Genomic DNA, 14078 nt, shown 5'->3' with positions numbered 1-14078 from the left:
GACATGGAGCCGTTCTTCGAGTCGTACCGGCAGATCCAGCCGTTCCTCATCGCGAGCGACAAGCCCGACAAGGAGCGCATCCAGTCGGTCGCCCAGCGCGCGATCTTCGACGACACCACCAAGTGCATCCTGTGCGCGGCGTGCACCTCGTCGTGCCCCGTGTTCTGGACCGACGGTCAGTACTTCGGCCCGGCCGCGATCGTCAACGCGCACCGTTTCATCTTCGACAGCCGCGACGAGGGCAGCCAGGTGCGCCTCGACATCCTCAACGACAAGGAAGGCGTGTGGCGCTGCCGCACGACCTTCAACTGCTCGGAGGCGTGCCCGCGCGGCATCGAGGTCACCAAGGCGATCGCCGAGGTCAAGCAGGCCGTCCTGCGTGGCAATCCCGGGCTGCCGAAGCTAGAGCTCACCGTCAAGTCGTAAGAGACGCAGGACGCGCGGAGCGGAAGGCGCTCGCGCGCGGCCGTAGCGAAGCCCCGTCGCGCCGCAGGAGCGGCGGCGCGACCAGACCAGCAGAAGGCCCCGAGAACCCTCTACCGGTTCTCGGGGCCTTCGCTCATGGAGTGAACTGCTGGGTGTGTGTCCTGAGGCCCGGCCCGTGGAGGCTGGGATCACCACGGGCCGGGCCGAGTGCCCTCCCGGGACAGCGGAGGGCGGGCCTTGCGGCCTCACTAGAAGAGACGGCCCCGGGGCGTGGCTATGACGCGGAAAAACGAGAACCCGTCACCCGCTTTCGGGGGACGGTGCCGCGAGCTGCCGTCAGCCGTACTGGATCGTGAGCCCGTTGGTGGGCGAGCCGAGCGTGAGCGGCTTCACGAGGTGCGCGACGAGACCGTCGAGCGTGCCTAGCAGTTCGGCGAGCACGCCGTCGATCCCGAGCAGCTGCGCGAGGTAGAGCTTGTCGACGGCCTGCACGAGCTCGAGGTTCTGCACCCCGCCGGGCACGACCGTGACGAGCGTGTAGGTGCCGTTGGGACGCACCGTCGTGGTCGCGTAGACCTGGCCCGCGGCCTGCAGGGAGACGTGCGCTCCGGGCGTGCCCGTGCCGCTGAGGTTGAGCGAGACGTCGGCGTTGACGACGCCTCCTCCGGCGGTGTGCCCGGGGGGCGGCGCCCCACCCGTGATCGTGTCGACGACTCCGCCGACGATCGTGTCGACATCGTCGGCGACCTCACCCAGCACCTCGCCCGCGGTTCCGACGACCGGGCCGGCGACCGCGCCCTCGTCGGTGCCGACGATCGGGTCGTCCTCGTCCACGGTCTGCTCGACGGCGACGGGCGCCGTCGCGGAGCCCCCGTCGTCGGCCACGGTGGGCGCGACCCCGAGGGCGACGCTGCCGGCGATGACCGCGACGAGCGCGAAGCCGCCCACGAGCGCACCCGTGCCCGACGCGGCGCCGAGCGACAGCCCGCCGATGATCGGGGCGGCGAGCACGCCGCCCCCGGCGACGGTCTCGAGCGCGACGGGAACATCCGGGATCGGCACCTGCGAGGCGGCGAGGGCCCCCGACGGCTGAGACAGGGCCGCGAGCAGCGAACCGCCCACGACGCCGCCGAGCAACAGCGGGAGCATGACCATGGCGAGGTGCGAGCCGACCTCGTCGACCTCCTCCGAGACGATGGTGCACTTGGCACAGGCGGCGAGGTGCACGGTGAGGCGCTCGCTGTCGCGGTGGGAGAGCGAGTCGCGCGCGTGCTCGCCGAGCCGTGAGAGCGCCCACTGGCACTCCCCGTCGGCCACGGCATCCGACACGTGCGCCTGCAGCCAGGCCTTCCGGAGGCCCTCGCGGGCGCGGTAGGAGAGGGCGGCGACGCTGTTCGCGGTCATGCCCATGATCGGGGCGACCTCGTGCGGGTCCATCCCCTCGACCTCGGTGTACCAGAGCACCGTCTGCCACCGCTCGGGGAGGGTGCGGAAGGCGCGCGCCGTGAGGGTGCGGTCAAGCGCCCACGCGGCCGGGTCGTCCGGGATGCGGTCGTCTTCGTAGTCCTCGATCATGTCCACCTGGATGTCGCGAGACGCGGCTCCCCAGCTCGACGCGAGATTTCGGATTGTCGTGTAGAGGTACGGCCTGAAGGCACCGGTCGGGCCGCCGCCCGCCAGCACACGCTGGTAGATCCGTGCGTACGCCTCGGAGACGAGGTCATCCGCATCGATCGACGAAGTGAACTGACGGGCGACGCGAGCGGCAGAACGATAATGACGACGCCACAGTTCCCCGAACGCGCGCGTATCCCCCGATCGCGCGTGCTCGATCAGCTCCGCATCCGAAGTGGTTAGCTTCGAGTCCTGATCGCTCATCCCCCTGATCCATTCCCGGGCCTCTCGTTTGTCCCTTTGGGTCGAAGGTCGAGGATGGTGAGTCCCCGTGCCTTCACCTGAAGAGACAGCCCGTTCCGTCTACTATGACGCGAGGATTCCCCGAGTCTTACCCCCTGTTCGGGGGCCAGCGTCCCCCGACGCCTGACTTCACGCTAGCCCGGCGGCCGTCCTCCCGCCACGAGGGAGGGCTTTCCTCCCCCGTCGAGCGGACCCTCCGCGGTGACGTTCAGGCGCGGTGCACGGCGACTCTGCGACGGCGTCAAGCCCGAGAGCACCCGCACCCACCGACCTAGGCTGGCGGGATGCCCCTCAAGCAACGGATCGCGGCCCTCGTCGCGAGGATCCAGGGACTCAAGCCCGTTCGGGTGGTCACGCGGTACGGACTCGCGCGCGGCCCGATCCTCGCCGGCGGCCTCGCCTATCAGGCGCTCTTCGCGGTGTTCGCCGGCCTGTGGGTGGCGTTCTCCATCGCCGGACTCGTCGTGAGCCGCGACTCGGGACTGCAGGGCTCGATCATCGACCTCCTCGACGAGACCATCCCCGGGCTCATCGACGACGGCGACGGCACGGGCGCCGTCGACCCCGACGACCTCGCGTCCGGCGCCGCGTTCAGCATCTCGGGCGTCGTCGCGCTCGCCGGCCTGCTCTTCGTCGCGCTCGGCTGGCTCGACGCCGCGCGCGCCTCCGTGCGGACGATGCTCGACCTGCCCCCGATCGCGCGCAACATCTTCATGCAGAAGCTGCTCGACCTCGTCGGCGGGATCGCCCTCGCGGTGCTGTTGCTCGCCGCGGCGGGCCTGTCGTTCGCGGGCTCGAGCGCGACGTCGCTCGTGCTGGACTGGCTGGGCGTCTCCCGCGACTCGGTCCTCGGATTCGTGCTCGGCCGCACCGTGTCGATCGCCGTGTCGGTGCTCGTCTACGCGCTCGCCCTCCTCGGCCTCTACCGGCTGCTCTCCGGCGCGCGGCTTCCGTGGCGCATCCTGCGCGGCGGCATCCTCATCGGCGCTCTCGGCATCACCGGCTTGACCGTGCTGAGCGGGCTGCTGCTCGGCGGCGCCAGTAACAACCCGCTCATCGCGTCGTTCGCCGTGGTCGCCGGCCTTCTCATCTACTACAACTTCGTCTGCCAGGTGATCCTCCTGGGGGCGGCGTGGATGGCGGAGGGGGTCGACGGCGAGGGGATCGTGCTCGACGAGAAGGCCTTCGAGGCGCGACTGGAGCGGGCGCGCGAACTCGTGAAGAAGTACGAACCGGCCCCCGAACCGGAGCCGAAGCGCGGGTTCTGGAAGAGGCTCGTCGGGCGTCGCTGACGCGCCGGTGAGGGTCGGCGGTCGCCGGTAACCTCGGACGGGTGACCCGCCCCCTCCGCATCGCCAGTGTCAACGTCAACGGGGTGCGCGCCGCGTTCCGCAAAGGCATGGGCGAGTGGCTCGCCGGTCGGGATGTCGACATCCTCGCGATGCAAGAGGTGCGCGCCGAGACCTCCCACCTCGAAGAGCTGCTCGGCGAGGAGTGGGACATCCTGCACGACCCCGCGACGGCGAAGGGGCGCGCGGGGGTCGCGATCGCCTCACGACGGAAGGCGTCCGTGCACCGTGTCACCTTCGGCCCCGACGACTTCGACTCCGCAGGGCGGTGGCTCGAGGCCGACTACGACATCGACGGCACGGTCGTCACCGTCGTGTCGTGCTACGTGCCCTCGGGCGTGGTCGACACCCCCAAGCAGGAGCAGAAGTGGACCTTCCTCGAGGGGATGCTGCACCACGTCGCCGCGGTGAAGGCGCACAACCCGCTCGCGGTCGTGATGGGCGACTTCAACATCGCGCACCGCACTCTCGACATCCGCAACTGGAAGGGCAACGTCAAGAAGTCGGGCTTCCTCCCGCGCGAGCGCGCCTACCTCGACGAGATCTTCGGCGCGGAAGACGACCCCGCCTACAACGCGGGCGCCGGGCTGGGTTTCGTCCACGGCGGGCGGGGCTTCGCGGGCGAGGTCGACGGTCCCTACACGTGGTGGTCGCAGATGGGTCGCGCGTTCGACAACGACGCCGGCTGGCGCATCGACTACCAGGCGGCCACCCTCGAGCTGGCCGCTAAGGTGGTCGACGTGAAGGTCGATCGGGCTGCCGCGTGGGATGAGCGATGGTCGGACCACGCCCCCCTCGTCGTCGACTATCAGCTCTAGCAAGGACCTCACATGACCAAGCCCCGCCTCTTCTCGGGGATGCAGCCCTCCGCCGACTCGCTCCACGCGGGCAACTACATCGGCGCGCTCCTGCAGTGGAAGAAGATGCAGATCGAGTACGACGCCGTGTTCTGTGTCGTCGACCTGCACGCCATCACCGTCCCGCAGGATCCGGCAGCCCTCCGCGAGGCCACCCGGCGCACCGCGGCGCAGTACATCGCCGCGGGGATCGACCCGGCCTCCAGCATCCTGTTCGTGCAGTCGCACGTGCCCGCCCACGCCGAACTCGCCTGGGTGCTCAACACCCTCACCGGCTTCGGCGAGGCGAGCCGCATGACGCAGTTCAAAGACAAGTCGCAGAAGCAGGGGTCGGATGCCGCCTCGGTCGGGCTGTTCACCTACCCGATCCTGCAGGCGGCCGACATCCTGCTCTACGACGCCGAGATCGTGCCCGTCGGCGAAGACCAGCGGCAGCACATCGAACTCACGCGCGACCTCGGCACGCGCTTCAACTCGCGCTTCGGCGACACCCTCACGATCCCCGAGGTCTCGATCCTCCCCGAGACCGCGAAGGTGTTCGATCTGCAGAACCCCGGCTCGAAGATGTCGAAGTCGGGCGAGTCGCCGCAGGGCATCCTGTGGCTGCTCGACGAACCCACGGTGCTCGCGAAGAAGGTGAAGTCGGCGGTCACCGACACCGACCGCGCGATCGTGTTCGACCCCGCGTCGAAGCCCGGGGTGTCGAACCTGCTGTCGCTGCTCTCGGTGCTCGGCGGCACCCCGGTGCCCGCGCTTGTCGACTCGTTCGCCGGTCGCGGCTACGGCGACCTGAAGTCGGAGACCGCGGATGCCGTCGTCGCGGCCTTTGCGCCGGTGCGGGAGCGCACGCTCGAGCTGCTCGCCGATCCCGCGGAGCTCGACCGGCTGCTGTCGGGGAACGCCGAACGCGCCGAGGCGATCGCCGCGGCGACGCTCGCGCGCGTGTACGACCGCATCGGGTTCCTCCCCCGGCGATGATTCCCGTCTCGCTGGTCACGGCGCGGCTCGTGCTCGACCAGCCCGGGCCGGGTGATGTCGACGCGATGGCGGAGTACTGCACCGACCCGCTGTTCGAGCGGTACCTGACGACGCCGTGGCCGTACACGCGATCGGATGCCGTCGGGTTCATCGAGTCGCACATCCCGGCGGGGTGGGCGTCGGACTCGGAGTATACGTGGGCGCTGCGCGTCGACGAGGCCTTCGCGGGAGTGATCGGGGTGCGGGCGGCGCGCTCCGACGTGGGGTTCTGGCTCGGGGCGCCCTTCCGCGGGCACGGCTACATGGCGGAGGCGCTCGACGCCGTCGCGACGTTCTGGTTCAGCCTCGGCCGCGACGAGCTGCGCTGGGAGTGTCTCGTCGGCAACCTCGCGTCGGCCGCGACGGCGCGGACGACCGGATTCACGTATACCGGGGAGGCTCCTGCCGACGTCGTCGCGCGTGACGGGAGTCGCCCACCCGCGTGGCACGGCATCCTGCGTTCCACCGACACCCGCGACCCGCAGCCGGGCTGGCCGCTCGCCTGACAGGGCTGCAACTCAGGAGATATCGAGCCGACGCAACCTGATCTCGGCTCTCCGAGCGATTTCTCCTGAGTTGCGCACCCGGCGGTGTTGCCGCACGGCCCCGATGATGGCCGCGGCGACGCTCGGCAGCTCGTTCATGACCTGGCTGTAGCGGAAGCGGAGCGGCGTACGACCGGCTGCCGCGTGCCGGGCGTCGCGACGGCGATCACGAACGCTCACGATCGGCTCATCGTGATGCGAGCCATCGGTCTCGATGGCCACCCATCCCTCGACGACGAGATCGACGATGCCGATCCCGGGGTAGCGGACTTGCGCCGCAACGCGGAACCCGAGCGCGGTGACGAGCAGCCTGACGATCGTCTCCAACCCCGAGTCCGCGGTCGGTTGCACCTGCACGACGAGGGAGCGCACCCGCGCAGAGGCGGCTGCCGTGCCGCGCTGCAGCTCCGTCAGGGAGAGTACGCCGCAGCGGATCGCGCTTTCCATCGCTGCGATCGCGATCCATGGCGCGAGGCAATCGCAGGCGGTGACGAGGGCATCGATCGCAGACACGTGGGATGACGTCGATCCCGACTCGCACAGTGGAGTCGACCAGTGCAGCACCGTCCCCTCCGTCGCCCGCAAACGCGCCGCGTTCGGGGCGAGGTGCACGTGGATGGCCGTCGCCACGGGTACCCAGATCCCCCGAGACCGAAGTTCGGAGACGCACCCCAACCGACCGCCGACCTCGACCGCGCGGACGACGTCAGGAGCGGTGTCCGGGGTGGCGTAGTGCCCGCGACGCACCCGGAGAAGTCGTCCCCGTGCGACCTCGCGCGCGAGGCGCTTGGACGTCCACCCTCGCTCCGTGAGCTCCCGGATCGTCATCGTCGGCATGCGTGAATCCTTGGACGCGCGCCATCCTCGCGGCGGGGAGCCGGCGCTGAATGGGTGGGGAGGGCTACTTTCCCGTCGGTGGAGGACTTCACTAGGGTCGCCAACTCAGGAGATTCGCCCACCGATGGCCCCGAATGCCGGCATTCCGACGGATTCTCCTGAGTTGCCTCCCCTCCAGCCCCCGGGAATGCGCGCGGGGGCGGACGGGTTTACCCTGGTGATACGAAGCACGTGCTCCAGGGGCGGTGAAATCCCGCACCGGCGGTCATAGTCCGCGAACTCTTCGCCGCAAGGCGGGGAGCCGATCCGGTGGAATTCCGGAACCGACGGTCAAAGTCCGGATGGGAGGATGCACGCCGCCGGTGCACGCCCCGCGTGCCCGGGTGCGCCGCCTCCCCTCGCCTGGCCGGACCCAGGAACGACGGATGAGCGACCACCAGCGGTACGAAGCCCCCATGCGCCGCGCCCTCGAACTCGCGACCCAGGGGCCCCTCACGGGCGGCAACCCGCGCGTCGGCTGCGTCCTCATCGACGATGCGGGAGACGTCGTCGCCGAAGGCTGGCACCGGGGCGCGGGAACCCCGCACGCCGAGGTCGACGCGCTCAGCAAGGTGGCGGATGCCCGCGGGTTCACCGCCGTCGTCACCCTCGAGCCTTGCAACCACACCGGTCGCACCGGCCCGTGTGCTGCCGCCCTCCTCGACGCCGGAATCGCCAAAGTCGTCTACTCGGTCACCGACCCGGGCGCGATCTCCGGCCATGGCGCGCAGCGCCTCGCCGAGGCGGGCATCCCGGTGAGCCACGGCGTGCTCGAGGCCGAGGGCGAGGCGCTGCTGCACCCGTGGCTCGAGGTCATGCGCCGCGGACGCCCGTGGGTGACCGTCAAGTGGGCGTCGACCCTGGATGGCCGCGCGGCCGCCGCGGACGGCTCGAGTCAGTGGATCACCGGCTCCGCCGCACGGATGAAGGTGCACGAGCAGCGGGCGCTCAGCGACGCGATCCTCGTCGGCACCGGCACCGTCTTCGCGGACGACCCGTCGCTCACCGCGCGCGGCGAGTACGGCGAGCTGCTGCACGAGCAGCCTCTGCCGGTCGTCGTGGGGGCGCGCGACATCCCGGCCGACGCGAAGCTCCGCAGTCACCGGCGCGGTGTGGTCGTCACCGGCACACGTGACCTTGGTCAGGTGCTCGGCGACCTGCACGCGCGGGCGATCCGCCGGGTCTACGTCGAGGGCGGGCCCACCCTCGCCTCGGCGATCATCGCCGCGGGCTTCGCCGACGAGTACGCGATCTTCCTCGCCCCGGCCCTGCTCGGCGGACCGAAGGTCGCGCTCGACCACCTCGGCATCCCCTCCATGGCCGGCATCCGCCGGTTGCGTCTCGACACCGTCGAGCAGCTCGGCGACGACCTCTACCTGCACGCCTACCCGGTCTCGACACGCGGTCCTGCGGATCGCTACTCGACCACCGACACGGAGGGATGACATGTTCACCGGAATCATCGAAGAGGTCGGCGAGATCCTCGCCTGGGAGCGGGTCGGCGACGCCGGTCGGCTTACGGTGCGGGCGCCCCTCGCCGTCTCCGACGCGAAGCACGGCGACTCGATCTCGGTCGACGGCGTGTGCCTCACGGTCGTCGATCAGGGCGCCGACTGGTTCACGGCGGATGTCATGGGCGTCACCATCGCGATGTCCACCCTGGGTGCGGCGAAGGTGGGGCAGCGCGTCGACCTCGAGCGCGCCGCGGCCCTCGGCGACCGGCTCGGCGGACACCTCGTGCAGGGCCACATCGACGGCACCTCGACCGTCGTCTCCGTCACGCCGCAGGATGCCTGGCGCGTGCTGCGGTTCACGCTCGACCCCGAGCACGCTCCGCTCGTCGTGCGCAAGGGTTCGATCGCCGTCGACGGCGTCTCGCTCACGGTGAGCGACGCGGGCGACGACTGGTTCGAGGTGTCGCTCATCCCCGAGACGCTCACCGCGACGGTGCTCGGAGACCTCACCCCGGGCGACCGGGTCAACCTCGAGACGGACGTGCTCGCCCGTCACGTGCAGCGCCTCCTCCACCTCACCCGGAACGAGGGGGGCGTCGGCGCTTTCGCCGCGGGTTCGGCGGGCATCTATGGGCACGGCGGAAGCGCCGACGCCCCCCTGACAGGAGAGAACACATGAGCCTTGCGGACATCCCCACGGCGTTGGCAGCCCTCGCGAAGGGCCTGCCCGTCATCGTCGCCGACGACGAGGGTCGCGAGAACGAGGGCGACGTCGTGCTCGCCGCCCAGTTCGCGAGCCAGGAGTGGATCGCCTGGACGGTGCGGCACACCTCCGGCTACCTGTGCGCGCCGATGACGAACGAGATCGCCGACCGGCTCGCGCTGCCGCCGATGTGGGCGCAGAGCGAAGACCCCCGCGGCACGGCCTACACGGTGAGTGTCGACGCCGCCGACCGCCTGAGCACGGGCATCTCGGCCTCCGACCGCGCGCACACTCTGCGCGTGCTGGCCGACCCCGCTTCCACGCCGACGGATCTCATCCGGCCCGGCCACATCATCCCGCTGCGGGCGGTGGATGGCGGTGTGCGCGAGCGCGACGGTCACACGGAGGCGACCGTCGACCTGCTCAAGCTCGCCGGTCTCGAACCGGTCGGCGTGATCGGCGAGATCGTCGAGGAGGACGGCGAGATGATGCGCCTGCCCGGGCTCCTCAAGCTCGGCGAGGAGCACGGGGTTCCGGTCATCACGATCGAGGAGCTGCTCCGCTTCATGGAGGAGCGCAAGTGCGAGTCCGACCCGCAGGCGGTCGTCGAGGTGCCGGAGTTCGAGCGCGTGTCGTTCGAGGTGGAGACCAACGTGCCGACGGCGCACGGCACGTTCCGCGTGCGGGCGTATCGCGACCGTTCGACGGGCGCCGACCACGTCGCGTGGATCGCCCCCGCGGCCGACGGCAGCGCCCCGCACGACGGGTCGCTCGTGCGCGTGCACTCCGAATGCCTCACGGGTGAGGCGTTCGGGTCGCTCAAGTGCGAGTGCGGTCCGCAGTTGGATGCGGCGCTCCAGGCGATCTATGCGGAGGGCGGCGTCGTGATCTACCTGCGCGGCCACGAGGGTCGCGGCATCGGGCTCATCAACAAGCTGCGCGCCTACAAGCTGCAGGAGGAGGGTTTCGACACCCTCGACGCGAACCTCCGGCTGGGACTGCCCGCCGACGCGCGCGACTACGGCGCGGCGACGGCGATCCTGCGCGACCTCGGTGTCTCGTCGGTGCGGCTGCTGAGCAACAACCCCGAGAAGGCCCGGCAGCTGCGCGAGCGCGGCGTCGAGGTGAGCGAGCTCGTGCCGCTCGTCGTCGGGGTCGGCGCGTTCAACGAGGGCTACCTCGACGCGAAGCGCGACCGCATGGGTCACGCGCTGCCGGACCACGACATCCTGGATGCCGCCCGGCTCTCCAACGAAGCAGCTGAGATCGAGAAGGACGCGGCCCTCCAGTCCGCGGTGGAAGGAAACTCATGAGCGGCGAAGGTATGCCCGAGCTCGACACCGACGGCTCCGGCCTGGCGGTCACGATCGTGTCGGGGCTCTGGCACACGCGCATCTCGGAGGGGCTGCTCGCGGGCGCGCGCGGCGTGCTCGCGGCGTCGGGGGCGACGGTCACCGAGGTACAGGTGGCCGGCTCGTTCGAGTTGCCCGTGGTCGCCAAGGCGGCGCTCGAGGCGGGGGCGGATGCCGTGGTCGCGCTCGGCGTGATCGTGCGCGGCGAGACCCCGCACTTCGACTACGTCGCGGCGGCGGCGACCGACGGCCTCACCCGCGTGGCGCTCGACACCGGCAAGCCCGTCGGTTTCGGCGTGCTCACGGTCGACACCGAGCAGCAGGGGCTCGACCGGGCCGGGCTGCCGGAGTCGAAGGAGGACGTCGGCGCCCGTGCGGCGGAGGCGGCCCTCGCGACCGCCCGCACGCTCAAGAACCTGCGCGGCTGACCCTTCGCACCACCCGCACGGCGAGGGATGCCGCGAGCACGATGACGAGAATGGTCGCGCCCGCCGCGGTGCCGGCGTCGAACGCGGTGTCGCGCAACTCTCGGTAACTGCCGGGGAAGCCGTCGCGCGCGATCATCCCGCCGAACCAGGCGACGAGGGCGACCGCGGCGGCGACCCACGCGGACACCCGGATGACGGCCACCGCGGGTCGGTCGGTGCGGTGCACCGCTCCCGCCCGACGGTGGGCGAGCACGGCCCACACGGCGATCCCGGCGAGGCCGAGCGCCGACGACGCATGCTGCAACCACGAGGTGCCGTCGAGCGGCCCCCACTGTTCACCGAGCACGGGGAACCACTCCGACCCGAGCCGGTCGGGATGGGTGAACAGGTCCCAGAAGACGTGCGTCGCGACGCCGATGAGGGCCGCGATCGCGACGAGCGGGAGGTCGCGCCACCGCAGCCCGCCCCGATCCCAGGCCCACGGCATCCTCGCCCGGAGCGCCTCCGGCAGCAGCAACCCGGAGGCCGCGGGACGGATCGCGAGCCGCCACACCGCGTAGAGCACGATCGCGATCGGGAGCGACACCCCGAGCAGGCTGGGGAACCCGTGCGTCACCTCGTAGGCCGAGACCCAGGGGAAGAACAGCGGCAGGTCGGGGGCCATCGCCCCGATCGCGACGGCACCCGCGGGCAGCGGCGTGCGGGCGAACGGGAGCGCGACGATCGCGTGACTCGGCGTGAAGGGCACGGCGTCAGCCTGGCACCCGGAGGCTGAACTTCTGCCGCCTCAGTTGCAGATTGCACCCGGAGGACGGAGCAATGTGCAACTAAGTCGACAAAACTCTCAGTCGAGGAACAGCGACCGCAGACGTCGGGTCGTGAAGACGAGGCCGAGGCAGATCATGCCGAGGTAGTAGGCGACGTGACCGAGCATGGCGACCGTGAGCACCCCGGTGGTGAGACCGCGCACGAGTTCGACGCCGTGCCAGAGCGGCAGCGCCATGATGAACCACTGCACGACCTCGGGGTAGACGGTGATCGGGAAGAACGTCGCCGAGAGCAGGAACATCGGCAGCAGGATGAGCGGGATGACATCCATCTGCTGGAACGTCTTCAGGTACGACGTGATGCCCATGCCGATCGACGCGAAGCCGAACGCGATGAGCACGATCGCGGGGAGCGCGAGGAACGCCGTCCAACCCAGGTTGAGCCCGAGCGCCTGCATGACGAGCAGGAACGTGACGCCGTAGGCCGCACCGCGCAGCAGCGCGAGGGAGATCTCGCCGAGCGCGACGTCGAGCGGACCGAGCCGGGTGGCGAGCATCCCGTTGTAGAGCCGCGCGAAGTGCATCTTGAAGAAGACGTTCCACGTGGAGTCGTAGATCGCCCCGTTCATGGCCGACACCGCGAGCAGCGCGGGCGCGATGAACGCCGCGTACGGGATCTCGTTGCCCGACGAGTCCTGCACCGAGCCGATGAGGCCGCCGAGGCCGAGGCCGAGCGAGAGCAGGTAGAAGATCGGCTCGAAGACCCCGGTGATGACGATCCACCAGTTGGTGCTGCGGGTCGCGAGCAGTCCGCGGCCGAGCACGGCACGGGCGTTGCCGGCGTAGAGTGCGCGCACGCCCCCCGACGCGCGGGTCGCCTTCTTGTAGGCGGCGGTCGTCGCACTCATCGGGCGAGCCTCCTCGTCGAGATGCGCACCGTGAGCCACCAGCCGAACACCGCGAGCACCACGAGGAACAGCACGTGGACGACGGTGAGCCAAATCGGCTCGGTCGGCCCGTAGGAGAACTGGCGAGCGAGTTCGCTGCCGTGCCAGATGGGAGACACCCAGCCGATCCACTGCAGGAAGATCGGCAGCTGCGTGAGCGGGAACACGGTGCCGCTGAACAGCGAGAGCGGCATGATGATGAGCCGGTTGACGATGTTGAACTGGCCACGGTCTTCGTAGATCGTCGCCGACCACGCCGCGACCGGCGAGAAGGCGAGCGCCGTGAGCACGGCGATCGGCACGACGAGGATGCTCCACGCCGAGACCGTGCCGCCGAACAGCACGACCGCGCCGTAGTAGATGGCCGCCGTGACGACGGCGCGGATCGAGACGTAGATGAGCATCCCGTCGACGATCTGCCGACCCGAGATGGGGGCGGCGTTCATGCCGATGAAGATCATGTTCCACTTGAAGCCCATGACCATGCCGAACATGTACTCCTCGGCGGCGACGAGCACGGCGGCGTTGATGATGAGCGCGGGCGCGACGAACTCGAGGTAGCCGACGCCGTCGATGAACTCGCCGCCCTGACGGTCGACTACGAGCGTCGCGAGCCCCACCCCGAACGTGAAGAGGTAGAGGAACGGCGTGCCGAACGCGGTGGCGAGCATCGTCCAGAAGAACGCCCGCACGGCGCGCAGTTTGTGCTCGACGACGTACCAGGCGCCGTAGCGGCGGCTGCGGGATGCCAGGGTCGCGTCGTCGAGGCCGGCGCGAGGGGTCAGCGCGCTCGGGCCCTGAGCCTGTCGAAGTGCCGTCATTCGATGAGCGACCTTCCCGTGAGGCGGAGGAAGACGTCTTCGAGCGACGACCGACGCACGAGGGAGGTGATCGGCTGGAGCCCGCGCTTCGTCACCTCGGCGAGCGCCGCCTCGCCGTCGTGCCCGTAGACGAGGATGCGGTCGGGCAGCACCTCGAGCCGGTCGCCGACTCCCGCGAGGGTCTCGGCGGCGCCGGCGTTCTTGTCGGAGCCGAAGCGCACCTCGAGCACCTCACGGCTCGAGTGCTCGCGGATGAGCGACGCGGGCGACCCCTCCGCCATGATGCGGCCCTTGTCGACGACGATGAGCCGATCGCAGAGCTGCTCGGCCTCGTCCATGTAGTGCGTCGTGAGCACGAGCGTCGTGCCCTGCTCTTTGAGCCGGAACAGCCGGTCCCAGAGGATGTGGCGCGCCTGCGGGTCGAGACCGGTCGTGGGTTCGTCGAGCAGCAGGATGCGCGGGTCGTTGATGAGGGCGCGCGCGATCGTGAGGCGCCGCTTCATGCCGCCGGAGAGGTCGTCGACCTTCGACTTCTTGCGATCGGCGAGTTGCGCGAAGTCGAGCAGCTCGTCGGCGCGCTTCGCGATGTGCGCGTGCGGCAGCCCGAAGTAGCGCCCGT

Annotated in this window: 15 protein-coding genes and 1 riboswitch; of the genes, 9 read left to right on the top strand and 6 right to left on the bottom strand. The window is 70.3% G+C overall.

What is annotated here, in order from left to right; genetic code table 11:
* Window positions 1–426, top strand: a 426-nt coding sequence (locus tag ACO1X9_RS01135) for a 4Fe-4S dicluster domain-containing protein (protein ID WP_486348994.1), incomplete at its 5' end; no start/stop codon positions are given.
* Between the two features lie 336 nt (window positions 427–762).
* Here the strand turns inward: ACO1X9_RS01135 and ACO1X9_RS01130 are convergent.
* On the bottom strand, window positions 763–2304 hold the full coding sequence (locus ACO1X9_RS01130; RefSeq protein WP_486348993.1) for a sigma-70 family RNA polymerase sigma factor: 1542 nt from the start codon (window positions 2302–2304) through the stop codon (window positions 763–765).
* A 323-nt stretch (window positions 2305–2627) separates the two neighbouring features.
* On the opposite strand from ACO1X9_RS01130, the gene ACO1X9_RS01125 reads away from it, so the two are divergent.
* From ACO1X9_RS01125 to ACO1X9_RS01110, 4 genes are read left to right on the top strand one after another with little or no spacing between them, the layout of a single operon-like run.
* Window positions 2628–3635: a YihY/virulence factor BrkB family protein gene (locus ACO1X9_RS01125; protein WP_486348992.1), complete on the top strand. Its 1008-nt coding sequence runs from the start codon at window positions 2628–2630 to the stop codon at window positions 3633–3635.
* Window positions 3636–3676: 41 nt separating this feature from the next.
* Entirely contained in the window at window positions 3677–4510 is an 834-nt protein-coding gene (locus ACO1X9_RS01120) for an exodeoxyribonuclease III (RefSeq protein ID WP_486348991.1), read from the top strand.
* 12 nt (window positions 4511–4522) lie between these two features.
* Complete coding sequence (gene trpS, locus ACO1X9_RS01115; RefSeq protein WP_486348990.1) at window positions 4523–5527, top strand: tryptophan--tRNA ligase; 1005 nt, start codon at window positions 4523–4525, stop codon at window positions 5525–5527.
* On the top strand, window positions 5524–6072 hold the full coding sequence (locus tag ACO1X9_RS01110; RefSeq protein ID WP_486348989.1) for a GNAT family N-acetyltransferase: 549 nt from the start codon (window positions 5524–5526) through the stop codon (window positions 6070–6072). Before trpS ends, ACO1X9_RS01110 begins: the two co-directional genes overlap by 4 nt.
* Before the next feature lie 12 nt (window positions 6073–6084).
* Here ACO1X9_RS01110 and ACO1X9_RS01105 read toward each other — a convergent pair whose 3' ends face one another.
* The gene (locus ACO1X9_RS01105) at window positions 6085–6948 is read right to left on the bottom strand and encodes a DUF559 domain-containing protein (RefSeq protein WP_486348988.1); all 864 of its coding nucleotides are present in this window, start codon (window positions 6946–6948) and stop codon (window positions 6085–6087) included.
* Window positions 6949–7176: 228 nt separating this feature from the next.
* A riboswitch (FMN riboswitch) is annotated at window positions 7177–7306 on the top strand.
* Between the two features lie 67 nt (window positions 7307–7373).
* Between ACO1X9_RS01105 and ribD the strand changes: the two genes are divergently transcribed.
* The 4 genes from ribD to ribH are packed head-to-tail and all read left to right on the top strand — an operon-like array spanning window position 7374 to window position 10924.
* The gene (gene ribD, locus ACO1X9_RS01100; protein ID WP_486348987.1) at window positions 7374–8432 is read left to right on the top strand and encodes a bifunctional diaminohydroxyphosphoribosylaminopyrimidine deaminase/5-amino-6-(5-phosphoribosylamino)uracil reductase RibD; all 1059 of its coding nucleotides are present in this window, start codon (window positions 7374–7376) and stop codon (window positions 8430–8432) included.
* Window position 8433: 1 nt separating this feature from the next.
* Window positions 8434–9120 carry a riboflavin synthase gene (locus ACO1X9_RS01095; RefSeq protein WP_486348986.1) on the top strand — a complete coding sequence of 229 codons (687 nt, stop codon included), beginning with the start codon at window positions 8434–8436 and terminating at the stop codon, window positions 9118–9120.
* Window positions 9117–10457: a GTP cyclohydrolase II gene (gene ribA / locus ACO1X9_RS01090; protein WP_486348985.1), complete on the top strand. Its 1341-nt coding sequence runs from the start codon at window positions 9117–9119 to the stop codon at window positions 10455–10457. Before ACO1X9_RS01095 ends, ribA begins: the two co-directional genes overlap by 4 nt.
* A complete protein-coding gene (ribH, locus tag ACO1X9_RS01085) occupies window positions 10454–10924 on the top strand; it encodes a 6,7-dimethyl-8-ribityllumazine synthase (protein ID WP_486348984.1) in 471 nt (156 codons plus the stop codon). Before ribA ends, ribH begins: the two co-directional genes overlap by 4 nt.
* Here ribH and ACO1X9_RS01080 read toward each other — a convergent pair.
* The 4 genes from ACO1X9_RS01080 to ACO1X9_RS01065 form a co-directional block, all read right to left on the bottom strand.
* Window positions 10905–11672 (bottom strand): DUF4184 family protein, encoded by a 768-nt coding sequence (locus ACO1X9_RS01080; protein WP_486348983.1) that lies wholly within the window; start codon window positions 11670–11672, stop codon window positions 10905–10907. The two genes, ribH and ACO1X9_RS01080, sit on opposite strands and share 20 nt — an antisense overlap.
* A 96-nt stretch (window positions 11673–11768) precedes the next feature.
* A complete protein-coding gene (locus ACO1X9_RS01075; protein ID WP_486348982.1) occupies window positions 11769–12599 on the bottom strand; it encodes an ABC transporter permease in 831 nt (276 codons plus the stop codon).
* Window positions 12596–13459 (bottom strand): ABC transporter permease, encoded by an 864-nt coding sequence (locus ACO1X9_RS01070; protein WP_486348981.1) that lies wholly within the window; start codon window positions 13457–13459, stop codon window positions 12596–12598. Before ACO1X9_RS01070 ends, ACO1X9_RS01075 begins: the two co-directional genes overlap by 4 nt.
* Window positions 13456–14078: ATP-binding cassette domain-containing protein (locus ACO1X9_RS01065; RefSeq protein WP_486348980.1), on the bottom strand; the 623-nt coding region annotated here is incomplete at its 5' end. The genes ACO1X9_RS01070 and ACO1X9_RS01065, both read right to left, overlap by 4 nt.

The organism is Pseudolysinimonas sp. (assembly GCF_057350545.1).
Note: the sequence above shows the minus strand (reverse complement) of the source record. Positions and strands in the feature narration are given on the sequence as shown.

Excerpts from the sequence above, each read along its gene's own strand:
- ACO1X9_RS01070 (WP_486348981.1), bottom strand. The coding sequence starts at position 13,459 with ATGACGGCACTTCGACAGGCTCAGGGCCCGAGCGCGCTGACCCCTCGC.
- ribD (WP_486348987.1), top strand. The coding sequence starts at position 7,374 with ATGAGCGACCACCAGCGGTACGAAGCCCCCATGCGCCGCGCCCTCGAA.
- ACO1X9_RS01125 (WP_486348992.1), top strand. The coding sequence starts at position 2,628 with ATGCCCCTCAAGCAACGGATCGCGGCCCTCGTCGCGAGGATCCAGGGA.
- ribA (WP_486348985.1), top strand. The coding sequence starts at position 9,117 with ATGAGCCTTGCGGACATCCCCACGGCGTTGGCAGCCCTCGCGAAGGGC.
- ACO1X9_RS01095 (WP_486348986.1), top strand. The coding sequence starts at position 8,434 with ATGTTCACCGGAATCATCGAAGAGGTCGGCGAGATCCTCGCCTGGGAG.
- ACO1X9_RS01110 (WP_486348989.1), top strand. The coding sequence starts at position 5,524 with ATGATTCCCGTCTCGCTGGTCACGGCGCGGCTCGTGCTCGACCAGCCC.
- ACO1X9_RS01130 (WP_486348993.1), bottom strand. The coding sequence starts at position 2,304 with ATGAGCGATCAGGACTCGAAGCTAACCACTTCGGATGCGGAGCTGATC.
- ACO1X9_RS01105 (WP_486348988.1), bottom strand. The coding sequence starts at position 6,948 with ATGCCGACGATGACGATCCGGGAGCTCACGGAGCGAGGGTGGACGTCC.
- ribH (WP_486348984.1), top strand. The coding sequence starts at position 10,454 with ATGAGCGGCGAAGGTATGCCCGAGCTCGACACCGACGGCTCCGGCCTG.
- trpS (WP_486348990.1), top strand. The coding sequence starts at position 4,523 with ATGACCAAGCCCCGCCTCTTCTCGGGGATGCAGCCCTCCGCCGACTCG.
- ACO1X9_RS01075 (WP_486348982.1), bottom strand. The coding sequence starts at position 12,599 with ATGAGTGCGACGACCGCCGCCTACAAGAAGGCGACCCGCGCGTCGGGG.